Below are 22,796 nucleotides of genomic sequence, written 5' to 3'. Positions count from 1 at the left end.
GCCGGAAACACAACCGGAAACACAACCGGAAACACAACTGAGAAGATGACGGAAAACAGGGTGCAACCGGCCAATGATTTATTCCTGAAAGCGCTCCGAGGGGAAACCGTGGAGCGGCCCCCCGTATGGATGATGCGGCAGGCGGGCCGGTACCTGCCCGAGTTTATGGAAATCAAGAAAAAGTACGATTTCTTTACCCGTTGCCAGACCCCGGAGCTCGCCTCCGAAATCACCGTGCAGCCCATCCGCCGATACGGGATGGATGCCGCCATCCTCTTCAGCGACATCCTGGTGGTACCCCAGGCCATGGACATCGAGGTGGAGATGAAGCCTGGCATCGGCCCCTGGTTGCCCAATCCGGTGCGTTCGGTAGCCGACGTGGAGAAGGCGGTGGTTCCGGATGCGGAAGACGCCCTGGGCTATGTCATGGACGCCATCCGCCTGACCAATGAAAAACTGGGGGGCCAGGTGCCGCTCATCGGTTTTGCCGGTTCGCCCTGGACGATTTTTTGCTACTGCGTACAGGGGCAGGGGAGTAAAAGCTTCGACAAGGCCAAGGCGTTTTGCTTTTCCCAGCCGGAAGCTGCCCACGCCCTGCTTGAAAAAATCACGCAGACCACTATCGATTACCTGAAGGCCAAGGTGGCCGCCGGGGTCCACGCCGTACAGCTGTTCGACTCCTGGGGCGGGATGCTCTCCCCGGCCGATTACCAGGAATTTTCCTGGCAATACCTGCAGCGCATTGTGGATGCCCTGAAAGATCTGGCCCCGGTCATTGTTTTCGGGAAAGGCTGCTGGTTTGCCCTGGAAACCATGGCGCAGAGCGGGGCTTCCGCCCTGGGCGTGGACTGGACGCTGACGCCGCAGAAGGCGCGGGAACTCTCCGGGGGCAATATCACGCTGCAGGGGAATTTTGACCCGGCCCGATTGTTGTCCCCGCCGGACACCATCCGGAGGATGGTCCGGGAAATGATCCGGGGCTTCGGCAAGGATAAATACATCGTCAACCTGGGCCACGGCATCCTCCCGGAAGTTCCCGTGGAGCACGCCGGGGCGTTTATCGATGCCGTGAAAACCTATCGGGAGGAAGGATAGGTGTCGAACGATTACGGACCGGGATGGGTAGTATCCCGGTCTTTCCTAAGGATTCGACCGAAGGGGTGGGTCCGGATTAAATCTCGGTTGTGAAGGAAGAATTCTACGCATATATCGAAGGACTGCAGGACCGCATTACAAGCGCCCTGGAGGCAGCAGACGGTGCCGCCCGGTTTCGCCAGGATATCTGGGAGCGCCCGGAAGGCGGCGGCGGCCGCACACGGGTGATTGAAAACGGGGACGTGTTTGAAAAAGGGGGCGTCAACATCTCGGCGGTCCACGGGCCGTTGCCGGAGAGCATGCAAAAGTACTTTGGGGTGGCGGAGGCGGACTTCTTTGCCTGCGGCCTGAGCCTGGTACTCCACCCGAAAAGCCCGATGGTGCCCACCGTCCATGCCAATTGGCGGTACTTTGAGATGTACGGGCCGGACGGCCAAGTGGCCGACAGTTGGTTCGGCGGCGGACAGGACCTGACGCCCTATTACCTGTTTGAGGAGGATGCCCGCCATTTCCACAGGGTATGCCGGTTAGCCTGCGATGCCCACGACCCGGAATTTTACCCGGAATACAAGGAGAAGTGCGACCGGTATTTCTGGAATGCCCACCGGGGGGAGGCCCGCGGGGTGGGCGGCCTGTTTTTCGACTACCTGAAACCAGGCCCCGACCGGTCCGCTTCGGACTGGTACGCTTTTGTGACCGGGGTGGGGGATTCCTTCCTGGAGGCCTACCTCCCGATCGTACAGCGCAGGAAGTCGGCAGCCTGGGGGAAAGCAGAACGGCATTGGCAGGAAATCCGGCGCGGCCGCTATGTGGAATTCAACCTGGTCCACGACAAGGGGACGCTCTTTGGCCTCAGAACCAACGGGCGGATCGAGAGCATCCTGATGAGCCTGCCCCCGGTGGTTCGCTGGGCGTACGACCACCACCCGGAACCGGGCACCCCGGAAGCCGAACTTCTCGAGGTGCTTAAAAACCCGAGGGAGTGGGCCTGAGGCAAGAAGAGGCAGGGCTCGCTGATTTAATCGTAAATTTGGGTTGGAATGAAACAGCAGATTTTTCAAGTAGACGCTTTTGCAGGCGAATTGTTCCGGGGCAACCCGGCGGCCGTCTGCATCCTGGAGGAATGGCTGCCGGACAACCTGATGCAGGCGATTGCAGCGGAGAACAACCTGTCGGAAACCGCCTTTGCCGTTCCTGAGGGGAAAGGGTATGAAATCCGGTGGTTTACCCCGGTTACGGAGGTGGCCCTCTGCGGACATGCCACCCTGGCCACGGCCCATGTACTCTTCCACGAACAACCCGGAGAAAAGCATCCCCTGCCGACGGATGCAGACCGCCTGGAGTTTTACAGCCGGGAGCGGGGGACGCTCACCGTCACCCGCCGCGGCGACTGGCTGGAGCTGGATTTCCCGGCCGACCCCCCGGCCGAGGCAAAGCTGCCGGTCGGGATGGTGGAGGCAATGGGGGCCGAACCCCGGGAATGCCTCCGCGGTACTACGGATTACCTGCTGGTGTACGAGGACCAGGCAGCTATTGAGGCTTTGAATCCGGATTTTGGCCTGCTGAAACAAATCAAAGCCCGGGGGGTGATTGTCACCGCCCCGGGGGATGCCGTGGACTTTGTGTCCCGGTTTTTTGCCCCCCAATCCGGCGTGGACGAAGACCCGGTAACCGGCTCGGCCCATACGATGCTGGTCCCTTACTGGTCCGGCCGGCTCAAAAAGCAACACCTGGAGGCCCTCCAATTATCGGCCCGGGGCGGGCAGCTGCGGTGTGAATCCCGGGGCGACCGAGTAGGGATCGCCGGCCGGGCCGTCACATACCTGGCGGGCCGGATCCGCCTACCCAACCTTAAAAACTCCTGAATCATGTTTCCATACAGACGCAACCGGCGCCTGCGCGCTTCCGAATCCCTTCGGAGCCTGACCCGGGAGACTTCCCTGTCGCCCGACGATTTTATCGTGCCCCTGTTTATTGCCGAAGGGAAGGGCCTGCGGGAGGAAATCCCCTCCATGCCGGGATATTTTCGAATTAGCCTCGACGGATTGAGCGGGGAAGTGCGCGCGCTTTGGTCCATGGGCCTGAAGGCCGTCCTGCTGTTTGTCAAGGTCCCGGACGATTTAAAAGACAACCGGGGCGCAGAGGCCCTGAACCCCGACGGGCTGATGCAGCGGGCTATCCGCACCGTCAAGGATGCCTGCCCGGAGATGGTGGTACTTACCGATGTAGCCCTGGACCCCTATTCGGAATACGGCCATGACGGGATAGTGCAGGACAGTCGTATCCTGAACGATGCCACCGTGGAGGTGTTGGCCGCTATGTCCGTATCCCACGCGGCAGCCGGGGCCGACCTGGTGGCCCCGAGCGATATGATGGATGGCCGGGTTCGCAGCATCCGGGAAGCCCTGGACGGATCCGGGTACACGGACGCGGGTATTATGAGTTATAGCGCCAAATACGCGAGCGCATTTTACGGGCCTTTCCGGGATGCCCTGGATTCCGCTCCCGTTTCCGAATCCGGGATACCTGCGGATAAGAAAACCTACCAGATGGACCCCGCCAACCGGCAGGAAGCCCTGCGGGAGACCCGGATGGATGTGGAAGAGGGGGCAGACATCGTGATGGTGAAGCCCGGGCTGTGTTACCTGGATATTGTCCGGGAGATCCGCAACGCGGTAGATATTCCGGTGGCCGTTTACCAGGTTTCCGGGGAATACGCCATGGTGAAGGCGGCTGCCGAAAAGGGATGGTTGGAACACGATGCGGTGATGCTGGAGCAGTTGCTGGCGATTAAACGGGCCGGGGCAGACCTGATCGCTTCCTATTTTGCCCGGGAAGCCGTGGCCCTGCTGCGATAGGGTACTGCATCCTCCTGAAGGGACCCTGTATCCTTCTGATAGGCTACTGCATGCTCCGGACAGGACGCTGAATCCTTTTAATATCGCCTTGTATCCCCCCTGAACAGGAAAGTTTTATGCGAAAATACAGTTATATACTTTTATTTGTACTGATTGGTATGGCTGGGATGGCCCATTCCCAGGTGCCGGGAAGTAAGTCCATCCCCCCCGGTTTGCCCGAAGGCTCCCTGGCGTCCCTGGGCGTGGATTCGGCGGCCCTCCACCACCGCGTGGATTCCCTGGTGCATCTGGGAATCGAATCCGAGGCGTTCCCCGGAGCCCAGGTGCTGGTGGCATTTCAGGGGAAGAGGATTTTCCACAAGGCCTACGGGTTTCATACGTATGACAGCCTCTGGCCCACCCGGGAGTCCGATGTGTACGACCTGGCTTCCGTGACGAAGATCGCAGCGGCCCTGCCCGCCCTGATGAAACTCACCGGGGAGGGCCAACTGGATCTGGATGCCCCATTCAGCGATTACTGGCGCCCGTGGAAGCGTCGGCGCGATAAGCGCAACCTCACCCTGCGGGAAATCCTGGCCCACCAGGCGGGGCTGGAACCGTATATCGTCTTCCTCTCCGATGTGCGTTCGCGCCAGGGGCTCCGACGCCGCTTTGTCCGCGAATCCCCTTCTGCCGGATTCCGGCGGGAAGCCTACCCGAATCGCTATGTCAGGAACCGGTTTGTGCGCAAAATGTATCGGAAAATCAACCGTTCCCAGGTGTCCAGGGAAAAAACCTATCGGTATTCCGGCCTGGCCTTCCTGTTGTTTCCCCAGTTGGTGGAAGACCTTACCGGGGAGCCCTTTGATGCATACCTCCGGAAACACATCTACGACCCGCTGGGTCTGGACCACCTCGGGTTCCTGCCTGCGCGCCGGCAGCCCGGATCGGTTGTGGTGCCTACGGAGGCCGACAGCATCTTTCGCAATGACCTCACCCGGGGCTGGGTCCACGATGAAAATGCCGCCCTGATGGGTGGGGTTTCCGGCAATGCCGGCTTGTTCGGGACGGCTGCGGACCTGGCCGTGCTCATGGAGTGTTATTCGAATTACGGGAAATACCGGGGCGTCCGCATACTGGATTCGGCCACTGTACGGGAATTCGCCCGGGTGCAGTTCCCCGATAATGACAATCGCCGGGGCCTGGGCTTCGACAAGCCCCTCCCGGACAATGCCTCCCTGCCGCTGCAGGAGGCCTATCCAGCCCCCCTGGCCAGCCCGCGGAGCTTCGGGCACAGCGGCTTTACAGGGACATTCGTCTGGGCCGATCCAGAAAACCAATTGGTATTTATTTTTCTTTCCAACCGGGTATACCCCAGCCGAGAGCACCGGCAGCTCTATGAGCTCGGCCTGCGAAAACGACTCCAGCAAGTCTTTTATGAGGCACTAATTTCAACGCCCTGAACTGCAGCGGCACCGCAATTTTTGTATCTTAGACGCTATATAGCACACCCATGGGATTACTCCTTTTCTATGCCTTTATCTCCATATTTTTCTCATTTCTGTGCTCGATCCTGGAGGCGGTCCTGCTTTCGGTCACCCCGACATTTATCAATGTAAAGAAGAAAGCAGGCAAGAGCTACGCCCTGACCCTGGAAGCACTCAAGAAGGACGTCGACAAACCGCTGATCGCCATCCTGACGCTCAATACCGTGGCCCACACCGTAGGGGCCATCCTGGTGGGGGTACAGGCAAAAGTGGCCTATGCAGAGCGGTACGGGCAGGAAACCGTGGAAATCCTTGGGGTGGCCTTTACGGAAGACCTGATGGTGGGGGTGGTATCTACTGTGATGACCATCCTGATCCTCGTGGCTTCCGAGATCATCCCGAAAACCATCGGGGCCACTTACTGGAAACAACTGGCTAATATCTCCAGCCGCATCCTCAACGGGATGGTCTGGATCCTTCGGATTACCGGCCTGCTATGGATCCTGCAACTGTTTACCCGCCTCATTGGAAAGGGGAAGCACCAAAGCGTGCTGAGCCGGGAGGATTTTACGGCCATGGCCGACGTGGCCCATGAGGAGGGCGTATTTGAGGAATCGGAATCCAAGGTGATCAAAAACCTCCTGCAATTTGAGGAAATTCTGGTCAAGGATATTATGACCCCGCGGGCGGTGATGCTGATTGCCCCGGAAGACCAGACCGTGGAGGAGTTCTTCCGCAACAACCCGAAACTGCGGTTTTCACGCATACCGGTATATCGGGAGCGGGTAGACACCATTAGCGGGTTTGTATTGAAAGACAATGTCCTGGAGGCACTCATCAACGAAAACGGCGACAAACCCCTGGCCGACCTGCGGCGCGAACTGCTGATGACTAAACGGGACACGCCCATCCCGCAGCTTTTCGACACGCTGATCCGCAAACGGGAGCACATTGCCCTGGTGGTGGACGAATACGGCTCGGTGGCGGGACTGGTGACCATGGAAGACATCATCGAAACCCTGCTCGGGCTGGAAATCATGGACGAAAGCGACAACGTGGAAGACCTGCAACTCCTGGCGCGCAAGAAATGGGAAGACCGTGCCAAGCGCAGCGGCATCATTGAATAGGTGCAGCAGGAGCCGGCGAATACCGGCGAATACCGGCGTTGGCTCAGGGATTAGTTGCCACAGCGTGGCCCCGGTTTTCCGCAGGAGGCAACGGGGCACAACTACAAGAATCCTGGCGCAATAGCGAATTGAAGCAATAGCGAATATAACGAAAGGTATATGGGAGAAGCGGTAATCCATACCCCCCTGGGGACGGTGCACATCGAAGGCGGGCCAGCCGGAGTCCGCTCCATCCGGATCGGGGACCGCAGAGACGTTCCCGAAACGGTGCCGCCCTCCCTGGAACCGGTTTGCAGGCAGTTGCGGGAATACTTTGACGGGGAGCGCAAGCGCTTTGAACTGCCGATGGACCCCGCGGGCACAGACTTCCAGAAAACGGTATGGAAAGCCCTGGGGGATATTCCCTACGGGAAGACCATTTCCTATATGGACCTGGCCAAAAAACTGGGCGATCCGAAGGCGATCCGGGCGGTGGCGGCGGCCAATGGCAAAAACCCGCTTTGGGTGGTGGTACCCTGCCATCGCGTGGTGGGCTCCGACGGGTCGATGACCGGTTACGCCGGGGGCATTCACCGGAAAAAATGGTTGTTGAACCACGAGAGCCAGAATCCGCAGCAAAGCCTGTTCTGAAATTTACCGACCGCCTGGTCGGTAACGCTTCGCACTCCACCAATACCCGGCGGTTTTTTAGCCTTTTATCGGAGAAATCTTCCATCCGCCTGCCTACAATCCCCGCCGGCGCACCGGGAGCGCAACCCAAAACCGACCACCGGGTCGGTTTTGCCAAATTGGCAGCAATTGGCGGTTTCGGGGGTAAAAGCTACCGCAACCCTGCCGGGAATCCGGAGGAAATGCCTTCTTTTTGGCAATGGCCGCTGCTTGAAACTTGCAGGGATTTCGTATTTTTTCGGTAGAACGAAACTCGCCGATGCTCCATAAAATCCCCTTGAGAAACATCCTCTTCCTGGATATCGAAACGGTCCCCCAGGCGGCTTCCTATGAAGACCTTTCCGAGGAGGCCCGCGAGCTGTGGGAATTGAAATCCCGATACCGGCGCAAGGAAGAATATACGGCGGCAGAATTCTATGAGAACGCGGGTATTTGGGCTGAATTCGGGAAGATTATCTGTATTTCCGCCGGATATTTTACGGGGAGCGGAAAACAGCGGGAATTCCGGATCCGCAGCTTTACCGGGGAGGAAGAGGGCCTGCTCCGGGATTTTGGCGGTTTGCTGGAAGAACATTTCAGTAGCTCAGGGAAAATGCTCTGTGCCCACAACGGAAAGGAATTCGACTTCCCCTACCTGGCGCGGCGTATGCTTATCCACGGCATTCCACTCCCCCCAAGCCTGAACCTGTTCGGGAAGAAACCCTGGGAGATCCCGCACCTGGATACCATGGAACTATGGAAATTCGGCGATTTTAAACATTATACCTCCCTGAGGCTGATGGCCCATGTATTGGGGATCCCTTCGCCCAAAGACGACATTGACGGCAGCATGGTCCGGGACGTGTATTATGAGGAGCAGGACCTGGATCGAATCACCCAATACTGTGAAAGGGATGTGGTCACGGTAGCACAGGTCTTTCTCCGGCTTCGCAATGAGGGCCTGCTGACAGAAGACCAGATCATCCGGGTTCAATCGTAAGATCCGGGTGGTTGTGATTTGGGTCATTTGTCTGTATGCCCGGCCTGAATTTGAATGATACTGTAACAAGTCCTCTTGCACATCGTCATATGTGAGATGCCTCAGGGCTGCTGTGTCGTTCCACTGATTCTGCGCCTTCCCAAAATTCATGTAAGTATGCGCACAAGAAACGAACACGGCAGGTCAATCACTATTGCAAGGACCACGGGAATTTGGTATTTGCTTCTTGCCATTTCCGGCATGCTGGGATTTTTGTTCCTGCACCCCAGGGTTTATGTCGCCGATCCCCAACAGACCGTTTTGAATTTAGTAGAGGGGGAAACCCTTGCCCGCCTTCGCTTACTGGCAGAATTCGCAATAATTTTTACACAGGCGTTAACGGCTATCTGGTTTTACCGACTCTTCCGGGATAGCAATGAGTGGGCCGCCCTGGCTACGGCGATTTGGGGGACAGTCAACGCAGTTGTCATTATGTTCAGCGCCATCGCCATGGGAGTTGCCATTGAAACCGCGCTGTCTTCCCTGGATATGGAAGTCAAAGTGGCCCATATTGATTTGTTGACCGGGCTGATGTCTAATGCCTGGGGTATCGGATCGCTTTTTTTTGGACTTTGGCTCATTCCGATGGGATATATCATTACCAGCTCGAAACGAATGCCAATTTGGTTGGGCAGAATTTTGATTATTGGAGGAGTGGGTTATGTACTTAGCGCATGCATCAACTACGCCGGCATCTCAGGTTCCTGGGTTGGCACCCTCACTATTCCGGCTACCATAGGCGAGTTCTGGATAATCGGCTATTTATTGATTTTCGGAATACGCCCGGTGCAAGATTGATCCGGAACTAAACCGAAGACGAAAGGAGTGATGCCGACTCCAAGTTCTTTTTTCGATTGCAACAAGCACTTCGCGGCGAATGTGTAATTTTGCATCAGGAAAGATTACTATGCTCGAGCGGAAGACAACGGAATATGAAAAGGCGGTGCTCATCGGAATCATTACCCGGGAACAGCCCGAGGAGAAGGTAAACGAGTACCTGGACGAACTGGAATTCCTGACTTACACGGCCGGGGGCGAGGTCGTTGGCCGGTTTGTGCAGCGCATCGATGTCCCGAACCCAAAGACCTTTATCGGCAGCGGAAAGCTCGAAGAGGTACAGGCCTTTGTTAAAAAAGAGGAAGTCGGCTCCGTCATCTTCGACGACGAATTGAGCCCTGTACAACAGCGAAACATCGAGAAACAGCTCCGCTGTAAGATCATCGACCGGACGGGGCTGATCCTGGATATCTTTGCCCAGCGGGCGACGACCAGTTATGCGCGGACCCAGGTGGAGCTCGCCCAATACGAATACCTGCTGCCCCGCCTCACCGGCCTCTGGACCCACCTGGAACGCCAGCGAGGGGGTATCGGGATGCGCGGCCCGGGGGAAACCGAAATCGAGACGGACCGCCGGATTGTCCGTGACCGCATCTCCCTGCTCAAGAAGAAGCTCGCCAAGATCGACAAACAGATGGAGACCCAGCGGGGCAACCGGGGCTCCCTGGTCCGGGTAGCATTGGTGGGCTATACGAATGTGGGCAAGTCCACGCTGATGAATGTGGTAAGCAAGAGCGAGGTGTTTGCGGAAAACAAACTCTTCGCCACCCTGGACACCACCGTCCGCAAAGTGGTATTGGGCAACCTGCCCTTCCTGCTCAGCGATACGGTAGGGTTTATCCGCAAGCTGCCCACCCAACTCGTGGAGAGTTTTAAAAGTACGCTCGACGAGGTCCGGGAAGCCGACCTGCTGTTGCACGTGGTGGACATTTCCCATCCGAATTTTGAAGAGCATATCGATTCGGTAAACCAGATTCTGGCCGAGATTGACTGTGCAGAAAAGGAGACGCTGATGGTCTTCAACAAAATCGACCTGTACGAGGCGGAACCCCTGGAGGAGGACGACCTGATCACCGAGCGGACGAGCCGCCACTATTCCATTGACGAATGGCGGGCCACCTGGATGCAGCGGATGTCCGGGGATGCAATCTTTATCTCCGCCCTAAACAAGGAGAACCTGGATGAATTCCGCAAACGCGTCTACCAGCGCGTCCGGGACATTCACGTAACGCGGTTCCCCTACAACAACTTCCTCTATCCGGAAAACCTGGACGCCTACAGCCAGTGAGGGGATGGCCCGGACCGTTCACCGATAATACCGAACAGCTCGTCCAACAGACAACACCTTCCTGTAAATTGGCAACATAATTTGCGGGGTTTTGGCAGGAACCTCCTATATTTATACTGTGTTTAAGTGATAGTGTTTATCCCAAGTCGCGCCTGAACAAACACGTGCTAAATAACCAGATGGTATAACCTACCCCAACGAAAAAGCCCCGGCAATGCGCCGGGGCTTTTTTCTTTTTGCCCGAACCGGGTCCGAATCGGATCAGAATTTATAGCTCAGCCCGAGGGTCCAGTATGTCTGCAGGTCGTTGTCCACGGAATCGAAATCCGCGTCTGTATCCCCCAGCGTATTGACCGCGTAGTTGACGGCTTCCTGTTTGTTGCTGCGGAGGCCAAAGTCGAATCCAACCCCGATCATTTTCCAGAGCGTATAGCTGAAGGAGTTCACCCATGTCCAGTTATTCAGGTCGCTGCCTTCATAGCTCAAAAAGGCCGAAAGATTTGACTTAAAAGCGATTGCGCCTATGTCCCGCGTGTAATCCGCCACCACCTTGGCCCCCAGGGAGGACTCAAATATGGTATCCTCGTCGCTGAAGACAAAGTTGTAGTTGAGCGGGTGGACCACCACCACCAGGTTGGCCAGTGGCGTCCACGTACCCCCGACCCCGAGGTCCAGATATCCCGGATCGTTGAAATTGTCCAGGAGCGTGGTCCGGTACTCCCCCAGGGCGGAAATGGCAAATTTTTCGCTGAGCTTCCAGCCGTAGAGGGAGGTCAGGTTAAATACGTCGACGGCGTTGCGAAACCCGTCGTTGTCGGTGGGGTCGTCTTCGTCGTCCAGTTTCACCCAGCTCAGGTTTAAATTCCCGGAATTCCTCCAGAAAAACTTCTCCTCCTGCAAATTGGCAAAGGCGTTGACGGTAAACCCGATATTCCCCGAGGAGTTGTTCGGAATGCCCTGGGCATACCAGTTGTTGAAGTTGGAGATGGAACCTCCGATGGTTCCGAAGGCGCCGGTTTTCCAACCGGGCAGGGCAGCGATCTGCGCCTTGATGGCATCGGCCCGGCCCTGGATTGCTGCGATGGAATCTTTTTTCTCGGCCAGGGCGGCCTTGAGTTCAGCCTCGGTTTGCGCAAAGGCAGCGGTTGCCGTCAAAGCGCAAAGCGCTGAAAGGAGTAATTTTCTCATGTGCTTGGTGTTAGTGTTTTCAACAGCTAAAATACGGATTGTTGATAAACACCCCACGTTATCAACATTATTTCCTGCGGACGATAGGCACCGAGGAACAAGCCTCCCCGAAATGGACGTGTCGGGCGACGCCCTGCAATTTCTCCAGGGCCCAGAGGTAGGCGGACTGGGGAACTTCTTTTTTGCTGCACCCCTTGATTATCACGGGCTTATCCCGATAAGGCTCCAGGTCCATGGCTTCGAGCAGGTCCCGGTAGGCAACCGATTCGAGCAGTTCGGGCGGCCCGGCTACCACCAGCTTTGCAAACGGGTTCAGGTAGGAGGTTATCAACAAATACGCCCAGGCAGGTACAATGGCGTCGGTTGTGCAAAACAGGGATACGTACCCGTCCAGGTAAACCGTCCAGTCATGGGCGCCCAGGGCCTCTCGGAAAGCCTTTTCCCTCAGGACCAGGCCTTCCTCCAGCCACTGGCTGATATCGATCCGGAAACGGGGACCTTCCGGGTAGAGCGCTTCCAGGTCAAAGGTGACCAATGGGCTGTTGGCAACCCGGTTGACGATTTCCTTTTCCTCGTTCATTGGGATTGATTTAATGTGCATGGCACGCGAAATTGCATTTCGCCGAACCGGTTATAACAAGCCGAGTTCCAGCTTGGCTTCCTCGCTCATCAGCTCCTGGGTCCAGGGCGGGTCGAAAGTGATTTCCACCTCGGCGTCGGCCACCAGGTCCAGGGACTTCACTTTTTCCTCCACCTCCACCGGGAGGCTCTCGGCCACCGGGCAGTTGGGGGAGGTGAGCGTCATCAGAATCTTCACTTCCCGGTCCTCGTTGACAAAGACGTCGTAGATGAGACCGAGCTCATAGATGTCCACCGGGATCTCCGGGTCATAAATAGTCTTGAGGACCCCGACGATTTTTTCGCCCAGTTCCTGTGTGTCGATACCTGTATTTGCTTCCATGTTCGTTCGAATTTGGCGGGAGCGCCCGGGGGCGGTCCCTTTCAACTCCCTGCCGGCTCAGGACTCCATTTGGGTCTCGTAGGCCACAGCGTAGAGCTTCAGTTGTTTGATCATACTCACCAGGCCGTTGGCCCGGGTGGGCGACAAGTGTTCCTTGAGCCCGATTTCGTCGATAAAGTCCGTTTTCGCGCCAATGATATCCGCGGGCTTCTGGCCCGAAAAGGCCCGGACCAGGATAGCGATAATCCCCTTGGTGATAATCGCCTCGCTGTCTGCCGTGAAATACAGCCGGCCGTCCCTGAGTTCGGCGTGTACCCAGACCTTGCTCTGGCACCCTTTGATCAGGTTTTCTTCCGTCTTGTACCGCGCTTCGATGACCGGCAGGGATTTGCCCAGTTCAATCATGTACTCATAGCGCTGCATCCAGTCGTCAAAGAGTGAGAACTCGTCGACGATTTCGTCCTGGATTTCCTGGATTGATTGCTGCTCCATAGTTGCAAAAATACGAATAGAATTCCGGGCATTCAACTTACCCGTGCAGCCCCTGGTGCCAGGTGTCTTTTGAGCCCCGGTATCCAGACGGGCCTGGGCGGGCATCTGCCGGGCCTAAACCAGGACCTGCCAGACCTAGGCGAGCATCTGCCGGGCCTTTTCCACTGCGGCTACCAGCCGGTCTGCTTCCTCCCGGGTATTGTAAAAGCTAAAACTCGCCCGGACGGTTCCCGGGATGCCGTAAAAGTCCATCACGGGCTGGGCGCAATGGTGTCCGGTCCGCACGGCAATGCCCAATTTGTCCAGGATGGTCCCCACGTCGTAGGGGTGGATGCCTTCCAGGTTGAAGGAAATCACCGAGGTTTTTCGGGCGGCCTCCCCGTAGATTTTCAGGCCCGGAATCGTTTTCAGATTTTTCGTGGCGTAGGCCAGTAATTCCGCTTCGTATTCCGCTATGGCTTTCATCCCGATTCCGTTCAGGTAGTCCAGGGCGGCGCCGAAGGCGATGCCCCCGCAGATATTTGGCGTGCCTGCCTCGAATTTATGGGGCAGCCCGGCATAGGTGGTTTTCTCAAAAGTGACCTCTTCGATCATCTCGCCCCCGCCCTGGTAGGGGGGCAGTTTCTCCAGCCAGGATTCCTTGCCGTAGAGGGCGCCTACCCCGGTGGGGCCGCAGAGTTTGTGGGCGGAAACCGTGTAGAAGTCCGCGTCGAGGGCTTGCAGGTCTGCCCGGATATGGGGGGCGGCCTGGGCACCGTCCACGAGTACGGCAGCCCCGGCGTCATGCGCCAGGGAAATAATTTCTTCAATCGGGTTGACGGTCCCGAGCGCATTGGATACGTGGTTCACAAAAACCAGGCGCGTCTTGTCCGAGAGGCCCTCCCGGAAGGTGTCCAGCTCCAGTTCGCCATTTTTGTTCATCGGGATCACCCGAAGCCTGGCCCCGGTCCGCTCGCAGAGCATCTGCCACGGGACGATGTTGGAGTGGTGTTCCATGGCGGACACCCAAACCTCGTCGCCTTGCTGTAAAAACCCGGTAAACCCCTGGGCCACCAGGTTGATGCCGTGGGTCGTCCCGGAGGTCATGATGATCTCATGGGGATGGGCCGCGTTAAAGTGCTTCTGGATTTTGATCCGCGCCTGCTCATAGGCATCGGTGGCTTCCTGGGACAGCGTATGCACCCCCCGGTGGATATTTGCGTTGTAGCGGGAATAGTAATCCGTAATGGCGTCGATTACCTGCCGGGGCGTCTGGGAGGTGGCCGCGTTGTCCAGGTAGACGAGCGGCTCCCCGTTCACCTGCCGCGACAGGATGGGGAAATCGTTACGGATGCGGGCAACGTCGAACATTCGCGTGGTTTTCAGATTGAAATTGGGCTGATTCGGATTTCGGGATACCGACCTAGAGGTCAAACCCGAGGTGCACCCCGAGTTTTTCGGCAATCAACCGGTTGATGCGACCCTTGAGTTCCGGGATGCGGACGCTTTCCAGCACGTTGTTGGCAAAGGCGTACATCAGCAGGGCTTCGGCTTCTTTTTTGCCGATCCCTCGCGAGCGCAGGTAAAACAGCGCGTCCTGGTCCAGCTGGCCAATCGTACAGCCGTGGGAGCACTTTACGTCGTCCGCAAAGATTTCCAACTGGGGCTTCGTATTGACCGATGCCTTGTCGCTGATCAGCAGGTTGTTGTTCTGCTGGAAGGCGTTTGTCTTCTGGGCGATTTTGTCCACGATGATCTTCCCGTTGAAGACCCCGGTGGACTGGTCGCCGAAGATGCCCTTGTAATCCTGGTGGCTCTCGCAATCCGGCTGCTGGTGGTGTACCAGCGTATGGTGGTCCACATGCTGCTTGTCGCCCAGGATGGTCACCCCTTTCAGGATGGAATTCATATGGTTCCCGTCCTGGTAGAAATTCAGGTTGTTCCGGGTGAGGTTGCCCCCAAAGGAGAACGTATGGACGCTTACCTGGCTGTTGGTTTTCTGGTCGATGTAGGTATTGTCGATCAGGGAGGCCGTGGGCCGGTCCGTCTGTACTTTGTAATAATCGACGATGGCATCTTTGGCGGCAAAGATCTCGGTGACCGAATTGGTCAGCACTTCGTTGGAAGTGAGGCTCTGGTGCCGCTCAATGACCTGCAGCTCGGCATTTTCCTCCACCACGATGAGGTTTCTGGGCTGCAGCAGGAGGGACGCCTCGTTCCCCGTGGAGAGGTGGAGGATTTCCACCGGCTTGCGGGGGGCTTTGTTCTTCGGGATATAGATGTATGCCCCTTCCCGCGTAAAGGCGGTGTTCAGCGTGGTGAGGGATTCCTCCCGGGAGGCGACCTTGTTAAAATACACGTCGATGATCGGGCGGTACATGGGCTTGTTCAGCGCGGCGCTCATCAGGCAGATATCCACCCCGTCATGGGTGGTCTCCGAGAGGTAGGAACTGTAAATTCCGTCGATAAATACGATTTTATACGTGTCCACCTCGTGCAGGAAGTACTGCTTCACTTCCCGGTAGTCCAAGGTGCTGTCCTCCTTGGGAAACAGGCTGAAATCCACCTTTTGCAGCGGGGCCAGGGAGGTGTATTTCCAGGCCTCCATCTTGCGGTGCGGGAAGCCCTTGCTCTCGAAATTCCGGATGGCTTCCGAACGGATGTCGTGGACCGGGTGGTCCATGTCCACCTGGTTTTCAAAGGCCATGAAAGAGGCGAGCAATTTATCTTTTAAATCCATAGTGTGGGTTGCGATTCGTTCCGTTGCGATTCCTTTTTGGGTTTCCGCCATACCTTAGAGTACCGCTTCCTGTTTAATCCAGTCGTATCCCTTTTCCTCGAGCTCCAGGGCGAGTTCCTTGTCGCCAGACTTGACGATCTTCCCGTCGTGAATTACGTGTACAAAGTCCGGGACGATGTAGTCCAGCAGCCGCTGGTAGTGGGTAATTACCACAAAGGCGTTGTCCTCGCTGCGGAGGCGGTTGACCCCGTTGGCAACGATGCGGAGGGCATCGATATCCAGCCCGGAATCCGTCTCGTCCAGGATGCCGAGCTTCGGTTGCATCATGGCCATCTGGAAGATTTCGTTCCGTTTCTTTTCCCCCCCGGAGAACCCTTCGTTCAGGGAGCGGGACAGGAATTTCCGGTCAATCTCCAGCAATTCGGCCTTCTCGCGGATGAGCTTCAGCATCTGGTTGGCCGGCATATCCGGCTCCCCTTTGGCTTTGCGCGATTCGTTGATGGCCGTTTTCATAAAATTCGTCACCGATACCCCGGGGATTTCCACCGGGTACTGGAAGGAGAGGAAGATCCCGTTATGGGCGCGTTCCTCGGGGGACATCTCGTCGATGTCCTCACCTTCGAAGAGGATTTTCCCGCGACTTACGTTGAATTCCTCCTTGCCGGCGATTACCGAGGCCAGGGTACTCTTGCCCGAGCCGTTGGGGCCCATGATGGCATGGACTTCCCCGGGGTTCACCTCCAGGTTGATGCCTTTGAGGATCTTTTTGTTTTCTACGCCTGCGTGCAGGTTTTTTATCTTGAGCATATCCGTCAATTTAGTAACTAGTGGCCTGGGTTATCCGACAGAACCTTCCAGGCTGATTTCCAATAATTTTTGTGCTTCCACTGCGAATTCCATCGGCAGTTTGTTCAGCACTTCCTTGCTGAATCCGTTTACGATGAGCGCAATGGCTTTTTCCGTGTCGATGCCGCGCTGGTTGCAATAGAAGATCTGGTCTTCCCCGATCTTGCTCGTGGTTGCCTCGTGTTCAATCTGGGCCGTGCTGTTGTTCGCCTCGATATACGGGAAGGTATGCGCTCCGCATTCGTTGCCCATGAGCAGGGAGTCGCACTGGGAGAAATTCCGGGCATTTTTGGCCCGGCGCCCAATCTGTACGAGCCCGCGGTAGCTGTTTTGGGAGCGGCCGGCGGAGATTCCCTTGGAGATGATCGTACTGCGGGTATTGTTGCCCAGGTGAATCATCTTGGTGCCCGTATCGGCCTGCTGGTGGTTGTTGGTAACGGCAATCGAGTAGAATTCCCCGATGGAATTGTCTCCTTTCAACACGCAGGAAGGGTACTTCCAGGTAATCGCCGACCCGGTTTCCACCTGGGTCCATGATATCTTGGCGTTTTTCTCGCAGAGCCCGCGCTTGGTCACGAAATTGTAGACCCCGCCCTTGCCTTCCTTGTCGCCGGGGAACCAGTTCTGGACCGTGGAGTATTTGATCTCCGCATCGTCCAGGGCGATGAGTTCCACCACGGCGGCGTGAAGCTGGTTTTCGTCCCGGGAGGGAGCGGTGCACCCTTCCAGGTAACTCACGTAGCTGCCTTTATCGGCCACCACCAGCGTTCGTTCGAACTGGCCGGTACCGGCCTGGTTGATCCGGAAGTAGGTGGAGAGCTCCATCGGGCAGCGCACCCCTTTTGGGATGTAGCAGAACGACCCGTCGGAAAATACCGCTGAATTCAGGGCGGCGTAAAAGTTATCTTTCCGGGGTACCACCGTACCCAGGTACTTGCGTACGAGTTCCGGGTGTTCCTTGATCGCCTCGGAGATGGAACAGAAAATAATGCCCTTCTCCGCCAGGGTTTTCTTAAACGTGGTGGCCACCGAAACCGAGTCCATCACAAAATCCACGGCCACCCCGGCCAGCTTCTTCTGCTCCTCGATCGGGATGCCGAGTTTCTTGAAAGTGTCGAGCAGTTCCGGATCTACTTCGTCCAGGCTCTCGTACTTGGGCTTTTTATTCGGGGCGGAATAGTAGGAAATGTTCTGGAAATCGGGTTTTTTATAGTGGATGTTGGCCCATTCCGGCTCCACCATTTCCTTCCAGTGGCGGAATGCCTCGAGCCGCCATTCGGTCATCCAGTCGGGCTCCTCTTTCTTTTTGGAGATGGCGATGACAATTTCCTCGCTGAGCCCTTTGGGCAGCGTATCCGACTCGATATCCGTGTAGAATCCGTACTCGTATTCCTTGGTTTCGAGTTCCTTCTTGAGTTCTTCTTCAGTATAAGCCATAAGTGTCTTTCTGATAATTACCAGCCCCCGGCCTTTTCCGGCCGGTCGGGCCTACAGGGAGAAGCTCTCCCCGCAGCCACAGGTGCGCTGGGCATTCGGGTTGTTAAAAACAAACCCCTTGCCGTTCAACCCGCCGGAGTACTCGAGCGTAGTCCCCACCAGGTATAAAAAGCTTTTTTTATCCACGATAATCCGAACGGAATTGTCCTCAAAGACCTTGTCGGCCTCGTCGGCTTCCCGGTCAAAACGGAGCTCGTAGGACAAACCGCTGCAACCGCCGCTCTTTACCCCGACCCGGACGTAATCCGTGCCGGCGTTGAAGCCTTCCTCCTGCATGAGGGAGACGACTTTCTGGCGGGCTGTTTCCGATACTTTGATCATTCGAATTTGGATTTATTCTAAATAGTGCACAAATATAGCCAAAACAGGCGGGTTTCCCATCATTCCTAACATTATTATAACGTATATGGGGATTGGTGTTATCTATTGGTTTTACTGGGGTTGGCCGGTGTCTTCCGGCGGCATGCGGGATGCCCCTGCCAACGCGCTAGCGGATTTTGAGCAGCAACAGGTCGGTTTCCCCCAGGGGGGCGAGCCCGGGGCTGCCGTCCGGGGAGAGCTCCCCGGCCACGTAGATGGAACCGTCGGCTGCTTCCACGGCGTCGAAACCGAGGTCGATGCCCGGGCCCCCGTACGTGGTTTGCCAGAGCAGCCGGCCCGCCCCGTCGATTTTCAGCAGCAGTACGTCGTTTTCCCCTGCGTTTTGCAGGTTCGCGTTGCTGCTGCGGGTGGTACCCGATATCAGGAAATTCCCGTCCGAGGTTAGCGCGATGGACTCCGCTGCATCAAAGGCCGGCCCGCCGTAACTCTGCTCCCAGAGCATATTCCCGGCCGGGTCCAGGCGGACCACCCAGACATCCGACTCCCCCCGGTTGGCAGAGATATCCCCATCCGTGCTGAAGCTTTGGCCCGCTACCAGGTAGCCGCCCCGCGGATCTGCCGCGATATCCGAGGCGATATCGATGCCGGTCCCCCCGAGGTTGGTTTCCCATTGCAATTCCCCCTGCCGGTTTACCTTGACCACCCAGAAGTCATAGCTGCCGTTTGGCTGGCTGATGTCGAAGTCGTCGCTTTCCGAAAAACCCGCCATCACAAAGCCCCCGTCCGGCGCAGCGACTGCGGCATGGGCCCGGTCGTTGTCCGTGCCCCCAAAGTAATACCGCCATTGGAGCGACCCGTCCGCGCTGAGTTTCGTGCACCAGAACTCCCCCACGCCGTGGCGGGTGGCATACGGGTTTTTTTCGGCATACCCGTCGGCCCGGGCGGCGGTGAGATCCAGAAAGCCGATGAAAAACAGCCCTCCGTCGTCGGTTTCCAAAAGGTCGTAGCTGTGGTCGTGGCCCGAAAAGCCGAAACTGCGCTCCCAAAGAATCTCCCCGGCGGCGTCCAGGCGCAGCACCCAGTTGTCGTGAAAGCCTTCGTTGTTGGACCCGTCCCCGTCGTCGCTCATGGCGTAGCCCGTGATGGCGTACCCCCCGTCCGAGAGCTCCACCACGGCCTGGCCCCGGTCGTCCTTGCTGCCGCCATAGGTGCGCGTCCATTCCCGGTTGCCCGCGGCGTCCAGTTTCAGCAGCCAGTAGTCGTTGACGGCTGTGGCCTTGTCCGAGAGGTCGCCGTCCGTACTTTCGGAAAAGCCCAGGATGGCCAGGCCGCCGTCCCGGGTTGCGATGATGGAACGGGCGGTTTCGGCCCCGCTGCCGCCAAAGGTTTTCGCCCACTGGATTTCCCCGGTCTGGCCGGCGCCCGGGGCGGGGAGGTCCCCGGCATCCCGGCTGCACGCAGACAGGAGTGCAACGAGCATCCCGGCAATGAGCAGGGATGCGAATCCATACTGCAGAAGGCCTGCAGGCCGCCGCCCGCCAATGCCCGGGCAGGCCGTATTTTTTATCCGGCTGCTCATGGGTTGGAAGGCTTGAGTACGAAGAGCCCCCGGTTGATATCCCCTACCAGGATATGCCCGCTGGGGAGGTAGGGATAGACGCTCCAGACCCCGCTGAAGGCCGGACTGTCAGAGTCCGGAAAGGTATCGAAATAAGCGGTTTCTGCCATCTCTCCCCCGGCAATGCCGGAAATGTCCAGCAGGCGGATGCCCGCCGTGTAATTGGCCAGGTAAAATACGTCGCCGAGCACGTAACCGTTGTGGTCGATGGCGGTAGTGGGCCCGGAATAGGAGAACGACAGAACCGGGTTGTCCAGGTCCGTAAAATCGAAGACCAGGGTCCGGCTGTTCAGGCCGAAATTCAGTTCGTCCAGTTCATCGCCCAGGATAAAAAACCGGTGGTCTTCGGTAAACCAGCCCTGGTGCGTATAGCCGAGATTGCTGTAATCCAGTCCCGCAATCTCAAAGGGGGCTCCCTTGTCCGTAACGTCCAGGATCACCACCTCGGATTCGTTGGCCCCCACCAAAATTTCCCGTCCCGCATAGTCCGCATCCGGCCCCTGGTACAGCACTACCTGGGCGTCGTGCGTATAGCCGGCAGTGGCAAATCCGCCTGTGTCGGAGGGGGCTGCAGGGTCGGCGAGGTCGATAAAGTGCGGCCCGCCCTGATAGGGCAATTCCGGGCCGGTCCCCACCGCATAGGCAAACCCGGAGGACTCCTCGATCACCAGGTTGTGCGCATTCCCGAAGGCGGAATAGTGCGTAGTAGCGGAAAAAGTCTGCGGGGGGTTGGAAACATCCCGCAACCGGGTCAGGTCAAAGACCTGCATCCCATGCCCGTCGGCTTCCGAAACGATAAAGGCATGGTTCGCATAGACCTTGATGTCCCTCCAGGCGCTGGCGACGGTGTGGGTGGGCAGTTTCCCGAGGTAGACGGGGTTTTCCGGGTCGGCCAGAGAAATAAAGGCGGTGCCGTTGTTCAGGCCCACCAGGGCGTATTCCGTCCCGTCTGCAGGGTCGGCCCATCCCCAGATGTCGTTCCCCGAAGTGGCGGAGAAAACTTCCAGGTCCAGGCGGGCTACCAGGTCGAGCCCCGAACAGGGGTACGCCCCGGCCATGCCGTTCTCGCAGGGGGTAAAGCCCGTGGGTTCCCCGGCCGATCCGCCGGGATTTGGATTCGGGTTCGGCCCCGGGGCGAGCCCGTCACCGGGGGCGTCGTCCGAACGGGAACAGGAACTCAGGAGCAGGATACATAGGACGAGGACCCTCAGGATTCGGGAAGCAGGCTTTTCCACGCTGTATTTTTGATTTAAAGATACGCGATAATAACGATCCGCCTTATTTTTGTACCATGTTTGAAGACAAAGACCACCCATCCACCGACCTCGGGAAACTCGGGGAATTTGGCCTGATCCGCCACCTGACACAGCACCTGGAACTCCGTCAGCCCACCACCCTGGAGGGCATCGGGGACGATGCAGCCCTGCTGGCCATCGGGGACACTGAGGTTGCGGTAACCACCGACATGCTGGTGGAAGGCGTCCATTTTGACCTGGGATACGCCCCCCTGAAACACCTGGGGTACAAGGCGATGATCGTCAACCTGAGCGATGTGTACGCCATGAACATGCAGGCCACCCAGGCCACCGTTTCCCTGGCAGTTTCCAACCGCTTCCCCCTGGAGGCCCTCGAGGAGTTGTACGCCGGGATTGCCCTGGCGGGGAAGATCTACGGGGTGGACGTGGTAGGGGGGGATACCACCTCGTCCAACAAGGGGCTGATTATCAGCGTTACGGCTATTGGCCAGGCTCCCAAGGGCACCGCGGTCCGGAGGTCCGGCGCAAAACCCAACGACCTGCTGGTTGTCAGCGGCGATATCGGGGGGGCGTACCTCGGGTTGCAGGTGCTCCGGCGGGAACAGGAGGTCTTCAAGGTCAACCCGCGCCACCAACCCGACCTGGAACCCTACAGCTACCTGGTGGAGCGGCAGCTCAAGCCGGAGGCCCGGAAGGACATCGTGGAGTTGCTCGGCAAGCTGGAAGTCCGGCCCACGGCCATGATCGACATCAGCGACGGGCTCTCATCGGAGATTCTGCACCTGTGCGAATCGGGGCAGCTGGGTTGCCGGTTGTTTGAGGATAAAATCCCGCTGGATCCTTCGGCCCAGGCGGTATGCGAGGAGTTTAATCTGGATAGTACCACCGTGGCCCTGAGCGGCGGGGAGGACTATGAGTTGCTTTTTACGATCCGGCAGGAGGACTTCCCGAAAATCAAAGGGAACCCATCCCTCACCGTAATCGGCCATATGGCCGAAAAGGAGGCCGGGGCACAACTGGTTACGCGCGCGGGCGAGCAGATAGACCTGACGGCGCGGGGTTGGAATGCGTTTGGCAGTGCCGGCGAATAATCAGGCAACCTGGTGCTGCGGGTGAGAATGGGAAGCGTGGCGCTTCTGGTAGATGTGTTCCAGGGTCCGGTTGATTTCGCGCAGTTCGGGGGTCAGCGTTGAAAGGTTCCCGCTGACGTCCGTGGTTACCTGTTTGCCGCAGTGCAGGCAGCTGTATTCCTTGATGTGTGAGGTTACCTTTTTGGAAACCGAGAAGTGGTGTCCGAAGATGGAGCAGAAGAGCTTCTTCATGGCGTAGGTTTTTGGTTAGGGCTGTCGCTCCCGATTTGGGCGGTGTAAAGCGGCAACCGAATTGATTTCCGATTCCCTTCATTTCCCTATAGTGCACTCTTGTAGCTGTTCCTTCAAAGACAACGACGGCAAATGCCGATTTATTGAGCGCTGCCGGTGAATTTTATTTATTTTCGACGAATCACCGCTGCCACCTGTCAAAACGCCGCCTGGCGCAG

At 57.6% G+C, this 22,796-nt stretch carries 23 protein-coding genes; 11 read left to right on the top strand and 12 right to left on the bottom strand.

The annotated features are described in order from the left end of the window. Positions 1 to 45: 45 nt before the first annotated feature. The 10 genes from hemE to hflX all read left to right on the top strand — a co-directional run bounded on the left by hemE (position 46) and on the right by hflX (position 10,358). On the top strand, positions 46 to 1,095 hold the full coding sequence (gene hemE / locus RB2501_RS02670) for a uroporphyrinogen decarboxylase (RefSeq protein WP_015753186.1): 1,050 nt from the start codon (positions 46 to 48) through the stop codon (positions 1,093 to 1,095). Positions 1,096 to 1,184: 89 nt separating this feature from the next. Continuing rightward, the gene (gene hemF, locus RB2501_RS02665) at positions 1,185 to 2,087 is read left to right on the top strand and encodes an oxygen-dependent coproporphyrinogen oxidase (RefSeq protein WP_015753185.1); all 903 of its coding nucleotides are present in this window, start codon (positions 1,185 to 1,187) and stop codon (positions 2,085 to 2,087) included. 48 nt (positions 2,088 to 2,135) lie between these two features. Then, the gene (locus tag RB2501_RS02660) at positions 2,136 to 2,960 is read left to right on the top strand and encodes a PhzF family phenazine biosynthesis protein (protein ID WP_015753184.1); all 825 of its coding nucleotides are present in this window, start codon (positions 2,136 to 2,138) and stop codon (positions 2,958 to 2,960) included. Positions 2,961 to 2,963: 3 nt separating this feature from the next. After that, complete coding sequence (gene hemB / locus RB2501_RS02655; RefSeq protein ID WP_015753183.1) at positions 2,964 to 3,953, top strand: porphobilinogen synthase; 990 nt, start codon at positions 2,964 to 2,966, stop codon at positions 3,951 to 3,953. A 116-nt stretch (positions 3,954 to 4,069) separates the two neighbouring features. Continuing rightward, positions 4,070 to 5,395 carry a serine hydrolase domain-containing protein gene (locus RB2501_RS02650; protein ID WP_148214273.1) on the top strand — a complete coding sequence of 442 codons (1,326 nt, stop codon included), beginning with the start codon at positions 4,070 to 4,072 and terminating at the stop codon, positions 5,393 to 5,395. Between the two features lie 50 nt (positions 5,396 to 5,445). After that, the gene (locus RB2501_RS02645; RefSeq protein ID WP_015753181.1) at positions 5,446 to 6,546 is read left to right on the top strand and encodes a CNNM domain-containing protein; all 1,101 of its coding nucleotides are present in this window, start codon (positions 5,446 to 5,448) and stop codon (positions 6,544 to 6,546) included. 159 nt (positions 6,547 to 6,705) lie between these two features. Then, positions 6,706 to 7,176 (top strand): methylated-DNA--[protein]-cysteine S-methyltransferase, encoded by a 471-nt coding sequence (locus RB2501_RS02640; RefSeq protein WP_015753180.1) that lies wholly within the window; start codon positions 6,706 to 6,708, stop codon positions 7,174 to 7,176. Positions 7,177 to 7,474: 298 nt separating this feature from the next. Further along, a complete protein-coding gene (locus RB2501_RS02630) occupies positions 7,475 to 8,194 on the top strand; it encodes a 3'-5' exonuclease (protein WP_015753178.1) in 720 nt (239 codons plus the stop codon). A 156-nt stretch (positions 8,195 to 8,350) separates the two neighbouring features. Then, entirely contained in the window at positions 8,351 to 9,031 is a 681-nt protein-coding gene (locus RB2501_RS02625; protein WP_041326920.1) for a DUF4386 domain-containing protein, read from the top strand. Between the two features lie 109 nt (positions 9,032 to 9,140). After that, the gene (hflX, locus tag RB2501_RS02620; RefSeq protein WP_015753176.1) at positions 9,141 to 10,358 is read left to right on the top strand and encodes a GTPase HflX; all 1,218 of its coding nucleotides are present in this window, start codon (positions 9,141 to 9,143) and stop codon (positions 10,356 to 10,358) included. A gap of 261 nt (positions 10,359 to 10,619) precedes the next feature. Here hflX and RB2501_RS02615 read toward each other — a convergent pair whose 3' ends face one another. The 11 genes from RB2501_RS02615 to RB2501_RS02565 form a co-directional block, all read right to left on the bottom strand. Further along, positions 10,620 to 11,546 (bottom strand): DUF3078 domain-containing protein, encoded by a 927-nt coding sequence (locus tag RB2501_RS02615; RefSeq protein ID WP_041326919.1) that lies wholly within the window; start codon positions 11,544 to 11,546, stop codon positions 10,620 to 10,622. Between the two features lie 67 nt (positions 11,547 to 11,613). Continuing rightward, on the bottom strand, positions 11,614 to 12,126 hold the full coding sequence (locus tag RB2501_RS02610; RefSeq protein WP_015753174.1) for a DUF2480 family protein: 513 nt from the start codon (positions 12,124 to 12,126) through the stop codon (positions 11,614 to 11,616). A gap of 51 nt (positions 12,127 to 12,177) precedes the next feature. Continuing rightward, entirely contained in the window at positions 12,178 to 12,507 is a 330-nt protein-coding gene (locus tag RB2501_RS02605; RefSeq protein ID WP_015753173.1) for a DUF59 domain-containing protein, read from the bottom strand. A 57-nt stretch (positions 12,508 to 12,564) separates the two neighbouring features. Continuing rightward, positions 12,565 to 12,999, bottom strand: a complete 435-nt coding sequence (locus tag RB2501_RS02600; protein WP_015753172.1) for a SufE family protein — start codon at positions 12,997 to 12,999, stop codon at positions 12,565 to 12,567. Positions 13,000 to 13,134: 135 nt separating this feature from the next. Beyond that, positions 13,135 to 14,349 (bottom strand): aminotransferase class V-fold PLP-dependent enzyme, encoded by a 1,215-nt coding sequence (locus RB2501_RS02595; protein ID WP_015753171.1) that lies wholly within the window; start codon positions 14,347 to 14,349, stop codon positions 13,135 to 13,137. Positions 14,350 to 14,401: 52 nt separating this feature from the next. Beyond that, a complete protein-coding gene (gene sufD / locus RB2501_RS02590) occupies positions 14,402 to 15,718 on the bottom strand; it encodes a Fe-S cluster assembly protein SufD (protein WP_041327425.1) in 1,317 nt (438 codons plus the stop codon). Between the two features lie 54 nt (positions 15,719 to 15,772). Beyond that, entirely contained in the window at positions 15,773 to 16,525 is a 753-nt protein-coding gene (sufC, locus tag RB2501_RS02585; protein ID WP_015753169.1) for a Fe-S cluster assembly ATPase SufC, read from the bottom strand. A gap of 30 nt (positions 16,526 to 16,555) precedes the next feature. Continuing rightward, positions 16,556 to 18,001, bottom strand: a complete 1,446-nt coding sequence (gene sufB / locus RB2501_RS02580) for a Fe-S cluster assembly protein SufB (RefSeq protein ID WP_015753168.1) — start codon at positions 17,999 to 18,001, stop codon at positions 16,556 to 16,558. A 51-nt stretch (positions 18,002 to 18,052) separates the two neighbouring features. Then, on the bottom strand, positions 18,053 to 18,382 hold the full coding sequence (locus tag RB2501_RS02575) for a HesB/IscA family protein (protein ID WP_015753167.1): 330 nt from the start codon (positions 18,380 to 18,382) through the stop codon (positions 18,053 to 18,055). A gap of 166 nt (positions 18,383 to 18,548) precedes the next feature. Next, positions 18,549 to 19,961 (bottom strand): hypothetical protein, encoded by a 1,413-nt coding sequence (locus RB2501_RS02570; protein WP_015753166.1) that lies wholly within the window; start codon positions 19,959 to 19,961, stop codon positions 18,549 to 18,551. After that, positions 19,958 to 21,235, bottom strand: a complete 1,278-nt coding sequence (locus tag RB2501_RS02565) for a choice-of-anchor B family protein (RefSeq protein WP_015753165.1) — start codon at positions 21,233 to 21,235, stop codon at positions 19,958 to 19,960. Before RB2501_RS02565 ends, RB2501_RS02570 begins: the two co-directional genes overlap by 4 nt. A 56-nt stretch (positions 21,236 to 21,291) precedes the next feature. Between RB2501_RS02565 and thiL the strand changes: the two genes are divergently transcribed. Beyond that, positions 21,292 to 22,347 (top strand): thiamine-phosphate kinase, encoded by a 1,056-nt coding sequence (gene thiL, locus RB2501_RS02560; RefSeq protein ID WP_015753164.1) that lies wholly within the window; start codon positions 21,292 to 21,294, stop codon positions 22,345 to 22,347. Here the strand turns inward: thiL and RB2501_RS02555 are convergent, their stop codons facing one another. Continuing rightward, positions 22,348 to 22,578, bottom strand: a complete 231-nt coding sequence (locus RB2501_RS02555; RefSeq protein WP_015753163.1) for a hypothetical protein — start codon at positions 22,576 to 22,578, stop codon at positions 22,348 to 22,350. Between the last annotated feature and the right edge of the window lie 218 nt (positions 22,579 to 22,796).

It is taken from the genome of Robiginitalea biformata HTCC2501 (genome assembly GCF_000024125.1).
GTDB lineage: Bacteria > Bacteroidota > Bacteroidia > Flavobacteriales > Flavobacteriaceae > Robiginitalea > Robiginitalea biformata.
Note: the sequence above shows the minus strand (reverse complement) of the source record. Positions and strands in the feature narration are given on the sequence as shown.